We start from the raw sequence: 18,455 nt of genomic DNA on the forward strand, positions 1-18,455 counted from the left end.
ACGTCCTCGCGGTATCAGTAGGCGGGTTCCATTTTATCGTAGCAGTTATGTATAAATATCGTACAATTAAATAAGTTGCAATGTGTATGAGTGACCGAACCTCGCCCACCGAGACCGCTCATCCGGCGGTGGCAGGCAACACTCTCCTGCACACCACGTTTAACGGCAAAGGAGTGACACCATGCGGGTATTGATCACCGGGGGCAGCGGCTTCGTGGGCCAACGACTCAGCCAAGTGCTGATCGACCAAGGGCACGAGGTGCAGGTGGTATCCCGAACGCCCCACAACGTGCGCGGTAAACTGCCCAAGACCTGCGATATCCGCGATAGCGCGCAAGCCTTCGTGGACACACCGCCAGACGCGCTGGTGAATTTGGCGGGGGAGCCCATTGCGGCAAAACGCTGGAGCACCGAACAGAAAGAGCGACTCATCCGCTCACGGGTCGAGAGTACCCAGCAGCTCATTGCCCTCTGCGAGCAGCTGACGGCCAACGGCCAACCTTTACCGAGCGTCATGGTGAGTGGTTCGGCGATGGGCTATTACGGCGATCAGGGGGACAAGGTGGTGGACGAGACCACCACGCCCCACGACGAGTTCGCGCATCGGCTGTGCGCTCAGTGGGAAGCGGCGGCCAAGCCCGTGGAGACGATGGGCATCCGGCTGGCGATTCTGCGTATTGGGCTGGTGCTCGAAGCGGGGGGCGGGACACTGCAAAAAATGCTGCCGCCGTTCAAACTCGGCCTAGGCGGGCGGTTTGGTGATGGTCAGCAGTTCATGCCCTGGATTCATCGAGATGACCTGGTGGCCGCGATCATCTATTTGATCACCCAGCCAGCCCTCTCTGGTGCGTTCAACGGCAGCGCACCGCATCCGGTGACCAACGCCGAATTCACTCAAACGCTGGCCAAGCAGCTGCATCGTCCGGCCATGTTTCCGGTGCCCGCGTTCGTGCTGAAAGCGGGCTTTGGGGAGATGTCGCGGCTGCTGTTGACCGGGGCGGACATGCGTCCCGAGCGGCTACGCGAAGCGGGCTTCGAGTTTCAGTACCCGACGCTCGACCAAGCACTGGCGGCCATCCTATAGCCGCCCGTCGTGAGCCTTAGTTCGCGTTGGGGTCGACGGTGATGATCACCCGCACCGAGTCGAGTCGTAGGCGAGTGTTTTCGATAGCGCTGCTCAGCGCCTGACGCTCCTGCTGCAGCGCTTCCAGCTCTTCACTACGCACCGCCGGATTGTGCTCCGCCAGCGCCGTCAGGCGGGCCAGCTCGGCGTCTAGCTGGGCGCGCATGCGGATTTCTGCGGCCTCTACGATACTCGGCAGTTCACGCTCGGCTTCGCTTTCTCCTTGGGTGAGCAGCTCGCGAAGCTGATCATGGCGGCTCTTGATCAAATCCCGCGCCAGCGACTTGTTCACCTTCTGCAGGTTTTTGCCCAGCCCGGTGAACGAGATCTTGCTGGTCAGGTTGGCGCCTGACTCATCCAGCAGTACGCGTACGGCGGTGGGCGGCAAGAAGCGGTTCAGGTGCAGCGATTTGGGCGCCGGACAGTGGGTGCGGAAGACCAGCTCGGCCATCAAGCGCCCGCTGGGAATCGCCGGATGACGCAGCAGTGCTAGTGCGGTGTTGCCCATGGTGCCGTCGAGCACGCGGCCCATCATTTCGCGCACCAGCGGATGCTCCCAAGAGAGCCGCTGCACGTCATCCCGCGCTAGTGCCTGGGCGCGACTGTAAGTGGCAGAGAAGCCCTCTTCGCCTTTGACCAACCCGGGCAGGCCATCCAGCATGTGCTGACTGGGCTGAAGGTGCAGCAGACCGTTGCCGATCTCCTGGCTGTCGACCCCGAAGATATCCAGCGCACGCTCCACGTAGCGAGGCAGCGCCGGATCCTCGTCCAGCTCGCGCACGGCATCGATCACCTGCCGTGCCCGCGTGGGGCGGCAGGCGTTGAGTTCCAGCAGGCGGTTGCGGCCTGCATCCCGTTCGGCGAGCTTGGCGATGAACATCTCTCGGGTCTCGTCGATGATCTCGTCGAGCATCTCGTCGTCGAGCAGCGCATCGGCCAGAGCATCGCCAAAGGCATCGAACAGGTCGCTGCCCACCCCATGGGGCGCGCTGAACGCGTCCATGCCTTCGTGGTACCAGCGCAGCAGGCGCTCGCCGGGGCTGCCGGTAAACGTAGGCACGTGCAGCTCGATGGCGTGGCGCTGGCCGATCCGGTCAAGACGGCCAATGCGCTGCTCTAGCTGGTCGGGGTGCTGCGGCATGTCGAACATGACCAAGTGGCGGCAGAACTGAAAGTTGCGCCCCTCGGAGCCGATCTCGGAACACACCAACACCTGGCAGCCATCCTCTTCGTCGGCAAACGCGGCGGCGGCCCGGTCGCGCTCGACCAGCGATAGGCCTTCGTGGAAGACCGGCGCATGGTAGCCGCCCAAGACCCGCAGGCCCTCCGCGAGCCCTTCTGCGGTTTCCCGGTGGTGGGCAATGACCAGTACTTTGTCGTTGGCGAAGCCCGTCTCGCTGTCGTCGCTGAGTTTTTCGAGCAGCCAGTTGACGCGAGGGTCGATGTGCCACCAGGCCTCGGTGTTCAGCGGGTCGTTGCTGAGCTCGCGGTACATGGCGTCCGGGTAGATCAGTACGTCCGGATGGTCCATGCCGGTTTCGATCAGCAGCTCGTCCAAATAGTCGTCGTCGCGCTCCAGGCGGCGCAGCACGCGGCGGTAGGCCGACGGCAGTTCGAGCGGAGCTAAATGCAGGCGTCGCTCGGGGAAGCCACCTACGTGACGGCGGCTGTTGCGGAACATCACGCGGCCGGTGCCGTGGCGGTCGAGCAGTGCATCGCGCAGCTGGGCGCGTGCGGCGTCCTGCTGCTCCGGGCTGGCCTCTGGGTGGCACAGCGTGGCGAGCAGCGCCTGGCTGTCGCGGTCGTCGGCCACGGCGGCGACGCGTTCGCGGGCGCTCGCGGTGTGCGGCAGCTCCTCCAGGGCATCGATGGCGCCTGCCACCGCGACGTAGTGCTGCTCCTCCTCTTTGAAGCGCTCGATGTCGTGGTAACGCTCGGCGTCTAGTAGCCGCAGGCGGGCGAAGTGGCTTTCCAGACCCATCTGCTCCGGCGTGGCGGTAAGCAGCAGCAGGCCGGGAATCTCGGCGGCGAGCTGTTCCACGCACTGGTAGCCGGGGCCGCTCTTCTCCGGGCTCCAATCCAGGTGGTGGGCCTCATCGACGATCAGCAGGTCGAAGCGGCTGGCCAGGGCTTGGTCCTGGCGATGAATGTTGGCAAACAGCCAGCCTTGGCTAGCCAGCACGAGCTGGGCGCTCTCGAACGGGTTGGCGCTGCCGTGGGCCTGGCTCTGGTGCTCGTCCAGCAGAGTGACGTTCAGCGAGAAGCGGCGCAGCAGTTCGACCAACCACTGGTGGGTCAGGCTGTCGGGCACCAATATCAGCGCGCGCTCTACCCGGCCAGCCAGCAGCAGGCGGTGAAGAATCAGGCCGGCTTCGATGGTTTTGCCCAGGCCCACTTCGTCGGCCAACAGAACCCGCGGCGCATGGCGTCCGGCGACTTCGTCGGCAATATAGAGCTGATGGGGTATGAGGTCGATGCGCGGCCCGGCAAAACCGAGGGCCCCGTGCTGCTCGATGCGCTGGAAGTGGTGAAGAGTGCGAAAGCGAAGATCAAACCAGTCGTTGCGGTCGACTTGACCGGTGAGCAAGCGGTCGCGGGCCTGATCGAACTGCATGGTATCGGCCAGCTTGGCCTCGGGCAGCTCGCGCAGAGTGCCGTCGCTGTCTTCACCGATGTAGGTGATCAGGCCGCGACTCTCTTTGCTGTCATCGACGATCATCTGCCAGCCATCGGCAGAGAGAACGCGGTCGCCGCTGCCGAACATCACGCGGGTGAGCGGCGCCTGGCGAGTGTTGTAGGTGCGGGTTTCCTGGCTGGCACTGAACAAAATGGTAACGCTACGGGCGTCGCAGTTAAGCACGGTGCCGAGTCCAAGCTCGGCTTCGCCGTCGCTAATCCAGCGCTGGCCGGGAGAAAAATCGCTCATGATGCCTCGAGGAAGTCGTCAAAATCGGGTCGTACGCCGCCGGGGCAGGTGACCGGCGGCTAACAGGGCGGGGGATTCTAACGCAAAGCAGCGGGGGGATTAAGGTCTATCGTGGTCAATCGCTCAACCAGCGCTCCAACTGCGCGCGGGTCAGTTCACCGACGTGCACGTCGAGGGTTCTGCCCGTCGTATCGAAGAGCACCGTCGTCGGAAGCCCCGGCGCTTGGAAGCGCGCCATCAGCGTCTGCTCGGGGTCGCGCAGCGGGTAACGGAAGCTGAGTGACTGCTCGTCCAAATAGCGGGCAATGGGCAGCAAGTCCTCGCCCTGATTCACCACGACGACGGTAATGTCGTCGCGCTGGTCCGCCTCTTCTAACAGCGGCATCTCGCGCAGGCAGGGCGGGCACCAGGTGGCCCACAGATTGACGATGATGCGTTCGCCTTGATGGGTCAGCGACGGCAGCGACACCGCGTTGCCGTCGAGATCGTCTAGCGTGACATCGGGTAGCGACGTGACGGCAAATGATTGACCCAGCGGTGATAGCGTGACCAGCACCAGCCAAAGGCTGGCGGCGCCTACCGTCATGGCCAGGCCGCCGATCATCGCCAATAGCCGCGCGCGCAGTGCCCAGACGGTCCAAAGCAAGCCAGCAAGCAGGCCGCCGAGGGCGTGATAGCCCGGCTGCCATACTTTCAGCGCGTCCAGCGGGGACGCCGCGTAGCTCTCCCAATGGAGGACGACGAACGTCACCCGCGCGCCGACGAGCCAGGCGAGCAACAAGCCGTTGAACCAGCGGCCATGGGGTCTGGCGGATAGCCCCAGCAGGTAGCGGCTGCTCAGCAGCAGCAGCAGCGCGCAGGCCAGCGCGTAAAGCCGTGGCGTCGAAATCAGCAGGGGGCCGAGGGCTATGGCATTCATCGTCATTCCGGTAAGCAGGTACACTAGGGCACCATACCACGCACGCTACTCACGATGGAGATGTCGATGCCGCAATCCTCTTTTGACACCCTGCGCGCTCTGGCCATAGGCAGTCAGGCGCTAGGCCTCGCGCTGATCATTACTCTCGAAACCGTGCTCGGTGACGGTGCCCGCCCCTGGCAGGGCGCGGTACTGGCCGTCATGGTGGCGTGTGCGCTGGTCATTGCACTGGTGCGCATGTACCGCAACAAGCGCCGACAGAAGCGACTGGCTGAGCGTTTAGAGGCATCAGAGCCGAAAAACCACGAGCGTTAGAAACCGTTGCTTGTGTTTTTGACGGGACGGTTCCAGATTATGGGTAGCCCTGCGCTGGACGGTCAGGGCACTCAATCTACTGGGAGCGACAAATAATATGATCAATAAGCGCGCACTAGCCATTGCCGTAGCGGCCTCATCACTTGCTTTAACCGGGATGGCCCAAGCGGAGGTCAAAGTTGGCTTCTTGGGCGGCTTTACGGGGGGGATCGAGAGTCTGACACCGCCGATCTTTGCTGGGGCTCAGCTGGCGGTCGAACAGGTCAACGCGCAGGGCGGTATCTTGGGGGGGCAAACCCTGGCCATGCCTTCGGGCGATACCACCTGTTCCGATGCGTCGGCCGCCTCCAACGCCGCCGACCGCATGGTGAACTCCGAGAACGTCACGGCCATCGTTGGGGCGTTATGCACCGGTGCCACGATTGCCGCTGCCAACAACGCCGCGATCCCTGGCGGTGTGCTGATGGTGTCGCCAGCATCGACCGCGCCTGCGGTATCGGAGCTGGACGACAACGATCTGGTTTTCCGTACCGTGCCGTCGGACGCCTTCCAGGGGGAAATGCTGGCCAAGCTGCTGCTGGATAAAGGCATCGACTATGTGGCCGTTACCTTCGTCAACAACGACTATGGACGTGGTCTGTCGGACGCCTTTAGCGCCGCGTTTACCGCCGGTGGCGGCGAAGTGGCCGAGAACCTCGCCCACGAAGATAACCGCGCCGACTACCGCTCCGAGCTGGGCTCGCTCTCCGCCAGCGGTGCCGATACCCTCGTCGTCCTGGCCTACGCTGACACGTCTGGCCAAACGGTACTGCGTCAAGCCTATGAGAGTGGCATGTTCACCCAGTACGTGGGCGCTGACGGGATGGTGGGCGACAGCCTAGTCGAAGCGATCGGTGCCGACGTATTGGATGGCATGATTGCCACTCGCCCCGGCAGCCCAGAGCTACCCGGCACCGAAATATTTAACAACGCAGCGACTGAGGCGGATATCGACCCCAGCGCCGTGTTTGCGGCTCAGGCATACGATGCGGCCTTCCTGATTGCGCTAGCCATCGAGCAGAACGGCAGCGCAGACCGTGAAGGGCTCTCGGAAGCCCTGCGCAGCGTATCGAGTGCGCCCGGTGAAGTGATCCTGCCCGGTGAGTGGGAGAAAGCCGTCGAGCTGATCGCTGCGGGGACGGACATCAACTACGAAGGCGCCTCCGGCTCCCACGAGTTCGATGACAACGGCGATGTACCGGGCGTGGTCGTCGAGATGGCTGTAGAAAACGGCACCTTTACCAGCAAAGGGCAAGTGGACCTGTAAGCCGTTACCATCGCTACATAACACAGCGCCCCGCTCATTGAGCGGGGCGCTTTTCGTTGGGCGATGCCTGTGTCATTAGCCGTGGCTTTTGATCTTTTCAGGCAGCAGCCCTTTGGGGGCAAAGCGCAGTACCAGGGTGATCAGCATGCCGATCACCAGAACTCGTGCTTGAAGCGCTCGACTGTCCATATTGCTGGGTGCCTCCCAGCCAAAGGCGTTCTCTCCGAGTGCGACGAACAGCTCCATCAAAAACAGCGCCAGCGGCTCGGACATGATCCAGATGATGTAGACGGCCACCGCACCAAAAATGGTGCCCAGGTTATTGCCGGGGCCGCCCAGGATGACCATCACCAGCACCAGAAAGGTGTGGTTCAGCGGTAGGTAGCCCTGCGGATCGAACAGGCTGTTGAACGTGCCCAACATGCCGCCCCCCAGGCCCATCAAAATGCAGCCCAGCACGAAAATCTCCAGGCGACGCTTGTTGATGTCCTTACCCATGGCCGCCGATGAGACTTCGTTGTCGCGGATCGCGCGAATCATTCGCCCCCAAGGGGCGTGATAAGCACGGTGCAGCAGGAAGAAGATCACCGCAATGACCACCGCCGTCACCGATAGATAGATGGCGCGGGAGAGGGTAAAGCCGAGTTCGGCAGGGCCAGGCGTGGGCCAAGGCAGCGGCGAGACCGTGGCCGTGCCGCGGGTCAGCCAGTCGGAGTTTTTCAAAAACGCCTTGATGATCTCGGCAATACCCAGGGTGGCAATCGCCAAGTAGTCGCTGCGCAGCCCAAGACACACATGGCCGATGAAGTAGCCCACGCCACCGGCCAGCGCGCCTCCAACGATCCAGCCCACCCAAGGCGGCAGGCCAAATCCGCCCACAAAGCCCGCCTGGGACTGAATTTGGCTGGTGACATCGCGCAGCAGACTGATCACGACGAGGTAGAGTACCACCGCCAGCACTACGGCGATCACGGTGCGCAGCGTTTTGGGCACACCCAAGCGGTCGAGTTTGGTGGCACCGATGACCACGACCGTGGCCGCAAGGCCATAGAGCAGCACTTGGCCTAGCTCGCCCGGCAGCTCGGTACCCCAAAAGGCGTCGTTGACCGGTACGCTAAACAGCATGGCGCAGAAGCCGCCGAGGGCGACGAAGCCCATCACCCCGGCATTGAACTGCCCGGCGTAGCCCCACTGAATCGTCAGGCCCAAAGCGAGAATGGCGTAACAGGCGGCTTCGACCAGCATGCGCGTGCTGTAGGCCGCACCCATCAGGGCATATACCGCCAAAACGGCGAGCAGCAGCGCACCAAACAGCACCAGCTCGCGCAGCGGGAAGCGGCGCTGCGGGGTGGCGTCTTTCGGCGTGTAGGCCGGGTTGCGAGTATTGGTTGGATGGCTCATTAGATCACCTTGCCTTTGAACAGGCCGGTCGGGCGCCACACCAGGATGGCCACCAGAATGAAGAACGGCACCACGATTTTGTATTCAGTACCCACGAAGGCAAGATTCGACGGCAGCGCCAGCCACTCGGGAAAACTGTCTTGGAAGGGGCGCAGCAGCACGTTCCAGTTGAAGACGGCCAAGGTTTCGGCAAAGCCCACCACGAACCCACCGGCAATCGCGCCATAAGGATGGCCCACTCCGCCGACGATGGCTGCCGCGAAAATCGGTAGCAGCAGGAAGAAGCTCAGGTCCGGTTTGAAGGTCACGTCCAACGAGAGCAGCGTGCCCGCAATCGCTGCGAGGCCGCCCGCAATCACCCAGGTGACCGCCACGATGGTATTGGTATTAATGCCCGATGCCTGGGCCAGCTCCGGATTATCCGACATGGCGCGCATGGCTTTGCCTAACCGTGAACGGTTGAGGAACAGGTGGAGCGCCATCACCGCAACGATGGTGATCACGAACAGATAGATCTGCGGTTCGGTGATCACGATCGGTGCCCGCGCGCCTTCGAACGGTAGCGCTAGACGAAAGATCTCTTTGCGGTCATCGACATACAGACTCTGCCCGCCGGTACCCGAGAACAAGCGAATCAAGCCCTGTAGCATCAGTGTGACCCCCAGCGAGCCAATCACCATGACGATGGGCTTTACGCCATGGGCGCGTAGCGGCTTATAGAAGGCCTTATCGATGCCGACGGCGAGTAGGGCGGTGAGTAGCATCGCCAGGGGCAGCATGATCAGCGCCGTGGGGACGCCAATGCTGGCGCCGACGGCAGGGAAAGCGGTGGTGAGCAGCAGCACCATGAAGGCACCGAAGGTCATCATGTCGGCATGGGCAAAGTGGGCAAAACGCATGATGCTGAAAATCAGCGTCACGCCAATCGCGCCAATGGCATAAATCGAGCCGGTGACGCTGCCCGCAATCACCACGTTATTAATGAAAAAAGCCAGTTCGTTCACGCGTTTCTCCCCCGGGCTAGCCGCCCAAAAAGCTTTTGGCGACATCGGGGTCGGCCAGCAGAGCCGCCCCGGTATCCGTAAAGCGGTTCTGGCCTGCTGCCAGGACAAAGCCTTTATCGGCAATCGCCAAGGCCTGCTTGGCGTTCTGCTCGACCATCAAGATGCCCACACCCGCGGCGTTGATCTTCTTCACGCGATCAAAGATCTCATTCATATAGAGTGGCGATAATCCGGCCGTGGGCTCGTCTAGCAGCAGCAGGCTGGGCTCTGCCATCAGTGCACGACCCATGGCCACCATCTGGCGCTGGCCGCCGGAGAGCTCGCCCGCCGGCTGGTGGCGCTTCTCGACCAGCGGCGGGAAGAAGTCGTACACCTGTTCCAGCATGCGCTTGACGTTCTGCGGCTTCAGGTAGGCGCCCATCTCCAGGTTCTCTTTCACCGAGAGGCTGGGGAAGACGTTTTTCTCCTGGGGGACGAAGCCCATGCCTCGCTCCACGAGTTGGTTGGGCGGTAAATTGTGGATGGGTTGGCCGTTGAGCAGGATTTCGCCCTGGTTGACGTTCAGAAGCCCAAATACGGCTTTGAGCATGGTGGATTTTCCCGCGCCATTGGGGCCGACGATGACGCCGACCTCGTCGGCATACAGGGTCATATCGACCCCGTTCAAAATGTTCATACTGCCATAACCGCCGTGCACGTCGCGTGCTTCAAGCAGTGGCTGGGGTGATGCCTGTGTCGATGACATAAACGCGTCTCAGCAAGCGTCGCGCTGGGGTCTCCAGACGCGATCATGTTGTTGTAGCCGTGGGTGGGCTGTTGGTCGTGACGGTGTGAAGCGTATTGCCGGGGTCAGGCGGCATCCGAGCCGAAGTAGGCCTCGATGACTGCCGGGTCGTTCTGTATCGCTTCGATGTGTCCTTCCACCATGACGCTGCCCTGGGCCAGTACGATGACCGGATCGCAGAGCCGCGAAATCATGTCCATGTCGTGCTCGATGACCAGGAAGGTGTAGCCCATCTCACGGTTGAGCCGCTCGATATTGCCCATTAAATCGCCCAGAAGCGTACGGTTCACCCCCGCGGCGATTTCATCGAGCAGGACGATCTTGGCATCGGTCATCATGGTGCGGCCAAGCTCCAGAAGCTTCTTCTGTCCGCCGGAGAGGTTGCCCGCAAGTTCGTTGCGCACATGGTGCAGGCCGACGAAGTCGATGACCTCCAGCGCGCGGCGGCGCACCTCGGCCTCTTGCTCGCGCACCAGCGATGGCTTGAACCAAGTATTGAACAGATTTTCACCGGCCTGCCGGGGGGGCACCATCATCAAATTTTCCAGCGCGCTCATCTGGCTGAACTCGTGGGCAATTTGAAAGGTGCGTAGCAGTCCTTTGTGGAAACGCTGGTCGGCGCTCAAGGTGGTGATGTCTTCGCCATCGAGCAGGATCTGCCCGCTGTCCGGCGTCAGCGCCCCGGCGATCAGGTTGAAGAGCGTCGATTTACCGGCTCCGTTAGGGCCGATCATGCCGGTGATCGACCCTTTCTCGACTTGGATCGAACAGTCGTTGATGACGTGTAGCCCACCGAACGCTTTATTGACGTGTTGTACTTCGATAAGCGGTTGCATGGTGTCCTCGTAAGGCAGGCGGCCTCGTCACCGCCTGCAGCAGGGATATTGTTATCAAGGTTTAGAGTGGCGCAGACGCTGGGCAAGCGCAAAAGCCGCCACGATGAGCAGTGCGCCGAGCGTTGGAATCAGATACCCCTCGATGTGGGGTATCGTACGTAAAAAGACGAACGATACCGCCGCCGGCCCGACGAAGCGCACTAAAAAGCGCCAGAAAGCGAACCAGGTGGCATTGGTGCCGAGCTCTTTCATGACTTCGCTCTGGGTCAGCGCCCAGCCGGCAAACAGGGCGATCAACAGGCCACCCAGCGGCATGAAGATATTGGTCAGCAGCTCGATGACATCGAAGGCGCTGCGTCCAAACAGCGTATGGAAAATCGTGCCTTCTGCCCAGACGTTGAAGCTGACCACCGTGAGTAGCCCCATGGCCCAAGCCGCAACGACCATGATGGTGACCGCCTGGGGACGCGTCATGTCGAAGCGCTCGACCAGGAACGCCGCGACCGGCTCGATCAGCGAAATGGAGGAGCTAATGGCGGCCCCCAATACCAGAATGAAGAACACACCACCGACCAAGGCGCCAAACGGCATCTCGGCAAAGGCCAGCGGCAGCGTCACGAACATCAGCCCGGGGCCCTGGCCGGTTTCCAGGCCCGCGCCGAACACCAGCGAGAAAATGGCCAGGCCCGCGACCATGGCAACGGCGGTATCGACGAACGCGACGGCAATGGCCGTCCGTGTGAGCGACGCGTCGCTGGACATATAAGCGCCGTAAGCCATGATCGCGCCCATACCGAGGCTTAGGGTAAAGAACGATTGACCCATGGCCTGCAGCCAGCCTTCCAAGCTGAGATCGCCAATGTTGAAGGTGAACAGGAAGCTCGCTGCCGCGCCCACATCGCCATTGATGATGCCGTAAATCAGCACCACGATCAGAATGACGAACAGCGCAGGCATCATGATGCGCAGGCCCGACTCTATGCCTTTATGAATACCCATCCCGACGATCAGCGCGGAGCCCACGATGAACAGCGTGTGGTACAGCGTCATTAATCCGGGCGAGGCGAGCAGCGCATTGAAGCCCTCGCTGATGGTTTGCGCGTCTGCGCCAACCAGCGAACCGGTGAGCATCAGCCAGGTGTAGTGCAGCGCCCAGCCCGCGATCACCGAGTAAAAGCTCAAAATCAAAAAAGCGGAGGCGGCGCCCAGCCAGCCTATCGACTCCCACGCCCGTGATGTGCGATGCGTTTTAGTCAAATGCCGCATACCCATGATAGGGCTTTGACGGCTGGTGCGCCCCAGCATGGTTTCAGCGATGAGGATAGGAATGCCCACGGCAAAAATGGTCAGCGCGTAAATCAGGATGAACGCGCCGCCCCCATTTTCACCGGTGAGGTAGGGAAAGCGCCAGAGGTTGCCGAGACCGACGGCAGAGCCCACCGCCGCCAATAAAAACGTGCCTTTGTGTGTCCAGACGTTATGACCGCTCATGTGAAGGAGTGTCCGTATAGGGGTGCCAGGATGGGGGTAAGTATCCAAACACTTGTATGAATTATGGCATGTCAGCACCCCGAGGGCGTGCTGAGAATAGCGCTACTTTGCGATAGAACGTCAGCGCTTTCCAGCGTACTAGCGTTTAGGGTGCGTTAACGAGCACGCTTGGCGATGAACCAAAACGCGCGGCTAGAGGGGCTGTCGTACGAAAAAGGTTGCTACGCTGAGAACTTACATAAAAAAGCCCGCGCGGTGGCGGGCTTTGTGTCGGCAGCGGTCAGCTTACTTTTTGCTGGAGCGCTTGCGCTCGTTCTCTTTGAGCAGTTTCTTACGTAGGCGGATAAAGCTCGGCGTTACTTCGACCAGTTCATCGGAATCGAGGAATTCGATGGCTTGCTCCAGAGTGAACTTCACTGGCGGGGTCAGTACGATGTTCTCGTCGTTGCCCGAGGCGCGCATGTTATCCAGCTTCTTACCTTTGGTGGGGTTGACCACCAGGTCGTTGGCACGGCTATGGATACCGATCAGCATACCTTCGTACACCTCGGTGCCGTGGTCGACGATCAGCTTGCCACGCTCTTGCAGCGTGTAAAGCGCGTAGGCCAGCGCTTTGCCGTCGACCATGGAGACCATGACGCCATTACGACGCTCGATGGCGGCGTCGGGCTTCAGCGGGCCGTAGTGATCAAAGCGGCTAGTTAGAATGCCGGTACCAGACGTCAGGGTCAGGAACTGGCCGCGGAAACCGATCAAACCACGGGCGGGAATGATGAAGTCCAGTCGAACACGGCCTTTACCATCCGGGTTCATGTTGGTCATTTCGCCCTTGCGGTAGCCGAGCTCTTCCATGATCGAGCCTTGGTGCTGCTCTTCACAGTCGATGATGACTTCTTCGTAGGGCTCCTGCTTGACGCCGTCGATCTCTTTGATGATGACCTCCGGACGGCCAACGGCCAGCTCGAAGCCTTCACGGCGCATGGTTTCGATCAACACCGACAGGTGCAACTCGCCACGGCCAGAGACTTTGAACTTCTCGGGGGTTTCGCCCTGCTCGACGCGCAGCGCCACGTTGTGGATCAGTTCTTGATCCAGACGATCCTTGATATTGCGGCTGGTAACGAACTTGCCGTCTTTACCGGCGAACGGCGAGTCGTTGACCTGGAACGTCATGGAGACGGTCGGCTCATCGACGGTCAGCGGCGGCAGCGCTTCGACATTATTCACGTCGCACAGCGTGTCGGAGATCGCTAGATCTTCGATGCCGGTGATGCAGACGATATCGCCAGCAGTGGCTTCATCGGTCTGCACTCGCTCGAGGCCCATATGGGTCATCACCTGGCCGACCTTACCCTTACGGGTCTTGCCTTCTTTAGTGATCACGCTGATTTGCTGGTTCGGCTTGACGCTGCCGCGAGTGATGCGGCCCAGGCCGATGACGCCGACGTAGCTGTTGTAGTCCAGCGCTGAGATCTGCATCTGGAAGGGGCCGTCGACTTCGACCTTCGGCGGCTCGACGATGTCCACGATGGCTTGGAACATCGGGTCCATGTTGTCGGCCAGCTCTTCCGGATCCATGCCGGCAATGCCGTTCAACGCCGAGCAGTAGATGATCGGGAAGTCGAGCTGCTCGTCGGTGGCGCCGAGGTTGTCGAATAGATCGAAAATTTGATCGATGACCCAGTCGGGGCGCGCGCCAGGACGGTCGATCTTGTTGACGACGACGATCGGCTTCAGGCCCTGGGAGAACGCTTTTTGGGTCACGAAGCGGGTCTGCGGCATCGGGCCGTCAACGGCGTCGACCAGTAGCAGTACCGAGTCCACCATGGACATGACGCGCTCGACTTCACCACCGAAGTCGGCGTGCCCAGGCGTGTCGACGATATTGATGTGGTAACCCTTGCCATTACCATCCTGCCACTGAATAGCGGTGTTTTTGGCCAGGATGGTAATACCGCGCTCCTTTTCCTGGTCATTCGAGTCCATGATGCGCTCTTGGCCTTCGGCCTTGCGGTCGAGCGTTCCGGACTGGCTTAACAGTTTGTCTACCAAGGTAGTTTTACCGTGGTCTACGTGGGCGATGATGGCAATGTTGCGAAGATTCTCGATCACGACGCGATCCTGCTGGAAAAATAGGGCGGCATTATAGGGTCTGGGGATGGTCTACTACCAGCGCTGTCTTAAACAAAGCAGCAAGTCAATAACCTAAACGCGGCAGTTTTCGCTGTTGTGACGCTTCCGTTAAGATAGGCGTTTTCCCAGTTGGGGCAAGCACATGACCATCGGTAACCTGATGCGTTTGTTAAGCGATGGCGAGGTTCATTCCGGTGAACAATTAGGCGAAGCGCTGGGCGTTTCCCGAGCCGCCGTGTGGAAACAACTAAAAAAATTAGAGGCGCTGGGTGTCGAGCTGGTGGCCGTCAAAGGGCGCGGCTACCGGCTCGCCTACCCGTTAGAACCGCTGGAGGGCGCCAAGATCGTCGAACGGCTGCCCGCCGATGCCCGCCATTTGCTGACACGGCTATTCGTCGAAGATCAGCTGCCGTCCAGTAACGAATATCTGCGCGAACGCTTTTCGCAAGGGGCGGGGCATGGCGAGGTCTGCTTCGTCGAGCTGCAAACGGCTGGGCGTGGTCGCCGGGGGCGAGTGTGGTCGACTCCCTGGGGGCAGAGCCTAATGGTGTCGATGGGGTGGCGCTTCGAGTCCGGCATCAATGCGCTGGAGGGGCTTAGTCTGGCCGTCGGTGTGGTGGTCTCCCAAGTGCTCGAACGTTATGGTGTGTCGCCCAAGTTGAAGTGGCCCAACGATGTGCTGCTGGCCGAGCAGGGTGGTGAACTCGGTAAGCTGGCCGGTATTTTGATCGAGGTGACCGGCGACGCGGCTGGCCCCTGCGAAGTGGTCATCGGCATGGGCATGAATCTGTCATTGCCAGATAGCTTGCGCGCCACGATCGACCAGCCGGTGGCGGCGCTGTTCGATGCGCAGCCGGGCATTTCGCGTAATCAGCTAGCGGCAGACATGGTAGCAGGGCTTTTGAACATGCTGGCAGGGTTCGAAACCCGCGGGTTTGCTCCCTGGCTGAATGCCTGGAATCAGCGGCATGCCTACGCAGGCCTGCCCATCCGTGTGATTCAAGGCGAGCGGTCCAGCGATGCCGTCGCCGGGGATGTCGATGAAAGTGGTAACCTATGGGTTACTGAAAATGGTTACTCGCGACGCCTGGTCGGCGGTGAGATTAGCGTACGTAGGCGCCTATGATTTTGGATTTGGATATCGGCAACACGCTGTCGAAGTGGCGGCTCAAGGATGCCGAGAGCAGCGAGATCCGTTCGCGAGGCGCCGTGTGGACGCGAGAGGAGTGGCGTCCCGGGGCAGACATTCCCGATTTGGACGTCGTGGAAGCGGTACGTATCTCCAGCGTGGCCAGGACGGCCGTGCTTGAAGAGACCGTCGCGCTGCTGCGGCGCCAGGTGCGCCATGTCTACGTGGCTCGCTCGACGTCAGAGGCGCTCGGTGTCGTCAACGGCTACGAGGAGCCGGGGCGACTCGGCGTCGACCGCTGGATGGGGGCGCTGGCAGGCTACCAGCTGGCGGGGGGGTGCTGCGCGGTGGATTGCGGGAGTGCCATTACCATCGACTTCGTCTTACCGGGTGGTATGCATTTGGGTGGTTTTATCATCCCAGGACTGCGGCTGATGAAAGAGAGCCTGAAGCTGGGGACACGCAATGTCGCCATCGATCCGGAAAGCGAAGCCGATGCGCTACTAGAGCCGGGAAGGCGCACGGTGGATGCGGTGAACCATGGTATTTACATGGCCGCCGTTAGCGCCATCAACCGCATTTACAGTGAAGTATGCGATCAGCAGGGGGTGACACTACCGGTGCTGCTGACCGGCGGCGATGCCCGTGTGGTATCCCGTGGCGTGCAAGTGCCTCACGCAGTGTGGCCCGACATGGTCTATGGTGGGTTGGAGGCCTGCTATCCGCTCACGTTTGCCGAACGTGCTGGAAAGATGTCGGGCGCGCCGCGAGTGCCAGAGCCGGTATCATTAGAAAAAATTCGTGCAGGCCTTGCATTCTCGATGCTGCTTTGACAGAATGCAGCGCGTTCCAGAGCGGATGCCGTGCTTTGAAAGTGCTGCTTCCAGCAAGCTTTGATAAATAAAGGGTTTGCAGGCTTGACACCGTTTTGGAGGCTGGCATAATGTGCCGCCACAGCTGGAGAGGTTCCCGAGTGGCCAAAGGGAGCAGACTGTAAATCTGCCGCGAAAGCTTCGAAGGTTCGAATCCTTCCCTCTCCACCAGATTGATCGAGCGCTGAGTTAGTCAGCGTTTGGGAATGAAACGCCGGTAAGCGGGCATTAGCTACTGTTTCTCGTGCAACGGATTGTCATTCTACAGGCAAGTTCGGCGGGCGTAGTTCAATGGTAGAACCTCAGCCTTCCAAGCTGATGGTGCGGGTTCGATTCCCGCCGCCCGCTCCAGTTTGATGTGTTTGGCTCATGTAGCTCAGGGGTAGAGCACACCCTTGGTAAGGGTGAGGTCGACGGTTCAATTCCGTCCATGAGCTCCATATTGCAAAAAAGCGAGCGAAGCTCGCTTTTTTTGTCTTTGCTCTCCCATTGGGTGGAGGGTAAAAGTAAGGGTTGTCAGGTGGGGGTTTCTCCGCTATCATGGCGCCCGCTGTTGCGTAGGCGTTTGCTTGCGCACGTGACGATACAGGCCAGTAGCTCAATTGGCAGAGCAGCGGTCTCCAAAACCGCAGGTTGGGGGTTCGATTCCCTCCTGGCCTGCCAACCTTCCCCAGGTTGGTATGTCTTTTTCTAGAATTCCTTTGTCGCTCGCTGCACCCTTGGGAGTCTCGTTTTTATGAAGCCTAGTTCCGTAAAACATGGCGAAGAGGTGCAACAGACGCGCCATGACGGGCTCAAGTGGGCGGCGGTTGTGGCGCTGCTTGTCGTTGCAGTCGTTGGTAATACCTATTTCACCGATGTTGGCCTGCTCTACCGCGTCTTAGGTGTGGTGATGTTGTGTGCGCTTGCGGGTTTGATCGCCTTAACAACCACCAAAGGTCGTGACTTGGTTGAGCTTGCCATCAGCGCCAAGAAAGAGATTCAGCGCGTTGTATGGCCGACCCGTCCTGAAACCATCCAAACCACGGCGATCGTGCTAGTGGCTGTGCTGGTGGTGGGTCTGATGCTGTGGTTGATCGATACTCTTCTTGGCTGGGCGATGTCCGGCGTCATTGGTTAGGAGTTTTCATGTCCAAACGTTGGTACGTCGTCCACGCTTATTCCGGCTTCGAAAAGCATGTCATGCGCTCGCTTATCGAGCGTGTGAAGATGTACGGCATGGAAGATCGCTTTGGCGAGATCCTGGTGCCGACGGAAGAAGTGGTTGAGATGCGTGACGGTAAGCGCCGCAAGAGTGAGCGCAAGTTCTATCCGGGCTACGTGTTAGTCGAGATGGAAATGGTGGATGAAACTTGGCACCTGGTGAATGAAACGCCGCGTGTCATGGGGTTCATTGGCGGCACCAAAGAGAAGCCCGCAGCGATTACCAGTCGCGAGGCGGAAGCCATTCTGCGTCGTGTGAAAGACGGCACCGACAAGCCGCGACCCAAAACCATGTTCGAGCCGGGTCAGTCCGTTCGTGTCATCGATGGTCCGTTTGCTGACTTCAACGGTGTCGTTGAAGAGGTGAACTACGACAAGAGCCGCCTGCAGGTCAGCGTGCTGATCTTCGGGCGTGCAACGCCTGTTGAGCTCGAGTTCTCGCAGGTAGAAAAAGAGTAATCTCAAAATGTTGCAGGCTGGTGTCCTATGCGCGCCAGTCTGGATTCATGTAAAGCAGCCCAGCGCTGCTTTACGCGTACCGGGGAGCCGTCAGGCGCTATCACCCAACTGGAGTATTTACCATGGCCAAGAAAGTACAGGCTTATATCAAACTGCAGGTTGCTGCAGGTAAAGCCAACCCGAGTCCGCCCGTAGGCCCCGCGCTGGGTCAGCACGGCGTGAACATCATGGAATTCTGTAAGGCGTTCAACGCTGCGACTCAAGAGATTGAGCCGGGCTTGCCGACGCCTGTCGTGATCACTGTCTACTCTGACCGTAGCTTCACGTTCGTCACCAAAACACCGCCGGCCGCCGTTCTGCTCAAGAAAGCAGCCGGCATCAAATCCGGTTCTGGTGAGCCGAACAAGAAGAAAGTCGGTACCGTGACTCGCGAGCAGCTCGAAGAGATCGCCAAGACCAAAGAGCCGGATATGACGGCTGCTGATCTCGACGCCGCGGTGCGCACCATCGCTGGTAGCGCTCGTAGCATGGGCTTAAACGTGGAGGGTCTCTGA

16 protein-coding genes and 4 tRNA genes are annotated in these 18,455 nt (G+C 60.4%); 12 read left to right on the plus strand and 8 right to left on the minus strand.

Annotated elements, in window-relative coordinates:
• Nucleotides 1–181 precede the first annotated feature (181 nt).
• Nucleotides 182–1,084, plus strand: a complete 903-nt coding sequence (locus FRH_RS06730) for a TIGR01777 family oxidoreductase (RefSeq protein WP_153843248.1) — start codon at nt 182–184, stop codon at nt 1,082–1,084.
• Between the two features lie 16 nt (nt 1,085–1,100).
• Here FRH_RS06730 and rapA read toward each other — a convergent pair whose 3' ends face one another.
• Entirely contained in the window at nt 1,101–4,049 is a 2,949-nt protein-coding gene (rapA, locus tag FRH_RS06735) for an RNA polymerase-associated protein RapA (RefSeq protein ID WP_281997989.1), read from the minus strand.
• A gap of 115 nt (nt 4,050–4,164) precedes the next feature.
• Complete coding sequence (locus FRH_RS06740) at nt 4,165–4,968, minus strand: TlpA disulfide reductase family protein (protein ID WP_281997990.1); 804 nt, start codon at nt 4,966–4,968, stop codon at nt 4,165–4,167.
• Nucleotides 4,969–5,034: 66 nt separating this feature from the next.
• On the opposite strand from FRH_RS06740, the gene FRH_RS06745 reads away from it, so the two are divergent.
• Nucleotides 5,035–5,283 (plus strand): hypothetical protein, encoded by a 249-nt coding sequence (locus FRH_RS06745; RefSeq protein ID WP_139527851.1) that lies wholly within the window; start codon nt 5,035–5,037, stop codon nt 5,281–5,283.
• A 97-nt stretch (nt 5,284–5,380) separates the two neighbouring features.
• The gene (locus FRH_RS06750) at nt 5,381–6,589 is read left to right on the plus strand and encodes an ABC transporter substrate-binding protein (protein WP_139527852.1); all 1,209 of its coding nucleotides are present in this window, start codon (nt 5,381–5,383) and stop codon (nt 6,587–6,589) included.
• Nucleotides 6,590–6,664: 75 nt separating this feature from the next.
• On the opposite strand, the gene FRH_RS06755 is transcribed toward FRH_RS06750, so the two are convergent.
• From FRH_RS06755 to typA, 6 genes are all read right to left on the minus strand, one after another.
• The gene (locus FRH_RS06755) at nt 6,665–7,990 is read right to left on the minus strand and encodes a branched-chain amino acid ABC transporter permease (protein WP_153843244.1); all 1,326 of its coding nucleotides are present in this window, start codon (nt 7,988–7,990) and stop codon (nt 6,665–6,667) included.
• Entirely contained in the window at nt 7,990–8,994 is a 1,005-nt protein-coding gene (locus tag FRH_RS06760; RefSeq protein ID WP_058579848.1) for a branched-chain amino acid ABC transporter permease, read from the minus strand. The genes FRH_RS06755 and FRH_RS06760 overlap by 1 nt, the downstream gene beginning before the upstream one ends.
• A gap of 16 nt (nt 8,995–9,010) precedes the next feature.
• A complete protein-coding gene (locus tag FRH_RS06765) occupies nt 9,011–9,739 on the minus strand; it encodes an ABC transporter ATP-binding protein (protein WP_153843243.1) in 729 nt (242 codons plus the stop codon).
• 104 nt (nt 9,740–9,843) lie between these two features.
• Nucleotides 9,844–10,614, minus strand: a complete 771-nt coding sequence (locus FRH_RS06770; RefSeq protein WP_153843242.1) for an ABC transporter ATP-binding protein — start codon at nt 10,612–10,614, stop codon at nt 9,844–9,846.
• 54 nt (nt 10,615–10,668) lie between these two features.
• Nucleotides 10,669–12,105: a sodium-dependent transporter gene (locus tag FRH_RS06775; RefSeq protein WP_139527857.1), complete on the minus strand. Its 1,437-nt coding sequence runs from the start codon at nt 12,103–12,105 to the stop codon at nt 10,669–10,671.
• 285 nt (nt 12,106–12,390) lie between these two features.
• Nucleotides 12,391–14,217 carry a translational GTPase TypA gene (gene typA, locus FRH_RS06780; protein WP_139527858.1) on the minus strand — a complete coding sequence of 609 codons (1,827 nt, stop codon included), beginning with the start codon at nt 14,215–14,217 and terminating at the stop codon, nt 12,391–12,393.
• Between the two features lie 163 nt (nt 14,218–14,380).
• On the opposite strand from typA, the gene FRH_RS06785 reads away from it, so the two are divergent.
• From FRH_RS06785 to rplK, 9 genes are all read left to right on the plus strand, one after another.
• The gene (locus tag FRH_RS06785; RefSeq protein WP_153843240.1) at nt 14,381–15,364 is read left to right on the plus strand and encodes a biotin--[acetyl-CoA-carboxylase] ligase; all 984 of its coding nucleotides are present in this window, start codon (nt 14,381–14,383) and stop codon (nt 15,362–15,364) included.
• Nucleotides 15,361–16,200 (plus strand): type III pantothenate kinase, encoded by an 840-nt coding sequence (locus FRH_RS06790; RefSeq protein WP_139527860.1) that lies wholly within the window; start codon nt 15,361–15,363, stop codon nt 16,198–16,200. Before FRH_RS06785 ends, FRH_RS06790 begins: the two co-directional genes overlap by 4 nt.
• A 126-nt stretch (nt 16,201–16,326) precedes the next feature.
• A tRNA-Tyr gene (locus tag FRH_RS06795) sits at nt 16,327–16,410 on the plus strand.
• 106 nt (nt 16,411–16,516) lie between these two features.
• Nucleotides 16,517–16,590 (plus strand) — tRNA-Gly (locus tag FRH_RS06800).
• 14 nt (nt 16,591–16,604) lie between these two features.
• Nucleotides 16,605–16,679, plus strand: a tRNA-Thr gene (locus tag FRH_RS06805).
• Between the two features lie 147 nt (nt 16,680–16,826).
• Nucleotides 16,827–16,902 (plus strand) — tRNA-Trp (locus tag FRH_RS06810).
• Nucleotides 16,903–16,975: 73 nt separating this feature from the next.
• Nucleotides 16,976–17,359: a preprotein translocase subunit SecE gene (gene secE / locus FRH_RS06815; RefSeq protein WP_281997991.1), complete on the plus strand. Its 384-nt coding sequence runs from the start codon at nt 16,976–16,978 to the stop codon at nt 17,357–17,359.
• Between the two features lie 8 nt (nt 17,360–17,367).
• The gene (nusG, locus tag FRH_RS06820; RefSeq protein WP_139527862.1) at nt 17,368–17,901 is read left to right on the plus strand and encodes a transcription termination/antitermination protein NusG; all 534 of its coding nucleotides are present in this window, start codon (nt 17,368–17,370) and stop codon (nt 17,899–17,901) included.
• 122 nt (nt 17,902–18,023) lie between these two features.
• Nucleotides 18,024–18,455, plus strand: coding sequence for a 50S ribosomal protein L11 (gene rplK, locus FRH_RS06825; protein WP_139527863.1), 432 nt, complete (start codon nt 18,024–18,026; stop codon nt 18,453–18,455).

The organism is Halomonas sp. A020 (assembly GCF_027943625.1).
Lineage (GTDB): Bacteria > Pseudomonadota > Gammaproteobacteria > Pseudomonadales > Halomonadaceae > Vreelandella > Vreelandella piezotolerans.

What these genes read in the sequence shown, in the direction of transcription:
- FRH_RS06730 (WP_153843248.1), top strand. Translation starts at nt 182, where the DNA reads ATGCGGGTATTGATCACCGGGGGCAGCGGCTTCGTGGGCCAACGACTC.
- rapA (WP_281997989.1), bottom strand. Translation starts at nt 4,049, where the DNA reads ATGAGCGATTTTTCTCCCGGCCAGCGCTGGATTAGCGACGGCGAAGCC.
- FRH_RS06740 (WP_281997990.1), bottom strand. Translation starts at nt 4,968, where the DNA reads ATGAATGCCATAGCCCTCGGCCCCCTGCTGATTTCGACGCCACGGCTT.
- FRH_RS06745 (WP_139527851.1), top strand. Translation starts at nt 5,035, where the DNA reads ATGCCGCAATCCTCTTTTGACACCCTGCGCGCTCTGGCCATAGGCAGT.
- FRH_RS06750 (WP_139527852.1), top strand. Translation starts at nt 5,381, where the DNA reads ATGATCAATAAGCGCGCACTAGCCATTGCCGTAGCGGCCTCATCACTT.
- FRH_RS06755 (WP_153843244.1), bottom strand. Translation starts at nt 7,990, where the DNA reads ATGAGCCATCCAACCAATACTCGCAACCCGGCCTACACGCCGAAAGAC.
- FRH_RS06765 (WP_153843243.1), bottom strand. Translation starts at nt 9,739, where the DNA reads ATGTCATCGACACAGGCATCACCCCAGCCACTGCTTGAAGCACGCGAC.
- FRH_RS06770 (WP_153843242.1), bottom strand. Translation starts at nt 10,614, where the DNA reads ATGCAACCGCTTATCGAAGTACAACACGTCAATAAAGCGTTCGGTGGG.
- FRH_RS06775 (WP_139527857.1), bottom strand. Translation starts at nt 12,105, where the DNA reads ATGAGCGGTCATAACGTCTGGACACACAAAGGCACGTTTTTATTGGCG.
- FRH_RS06785 (WP_153843240.1), top strand. Translation starts at nt 14,381, where the DNA reads ATGACCATCGGTAACCTGATGCGTTTGTTAAGCGATGGCGAGGTTCAT.
- FRH_RS06790 (WP_139527860.1), top strand. Translation starts at nt 15,361, where the DNA reads ATGATTTTGGATTTGGATATCGGCAACACGCTGTCGAAGTGGCGGCTC.
- secE (WP_281997991.1), top strand. Translation starts at nt 16,976, where the DNA reads ATGAAGCCTAGTTCCGTAAAACATGGCGAAGAGGTGCAACAGACGCGC.
- nusG (WP_139527862.1), top strand. Translation starts at nt 17,368, where the DNA reads ATGTCCAAACGTTGGTACGTCGTCCACGCTTATTCCGGCTTCGAAAAG.
- rplK (WP_139527863.1), top strand. Translation starts at nt 18,024, where the DNA reads ATGGCCAAGAAAGTACAGGCTTATATCAAACTGCAGGTTGCTGCAGGT.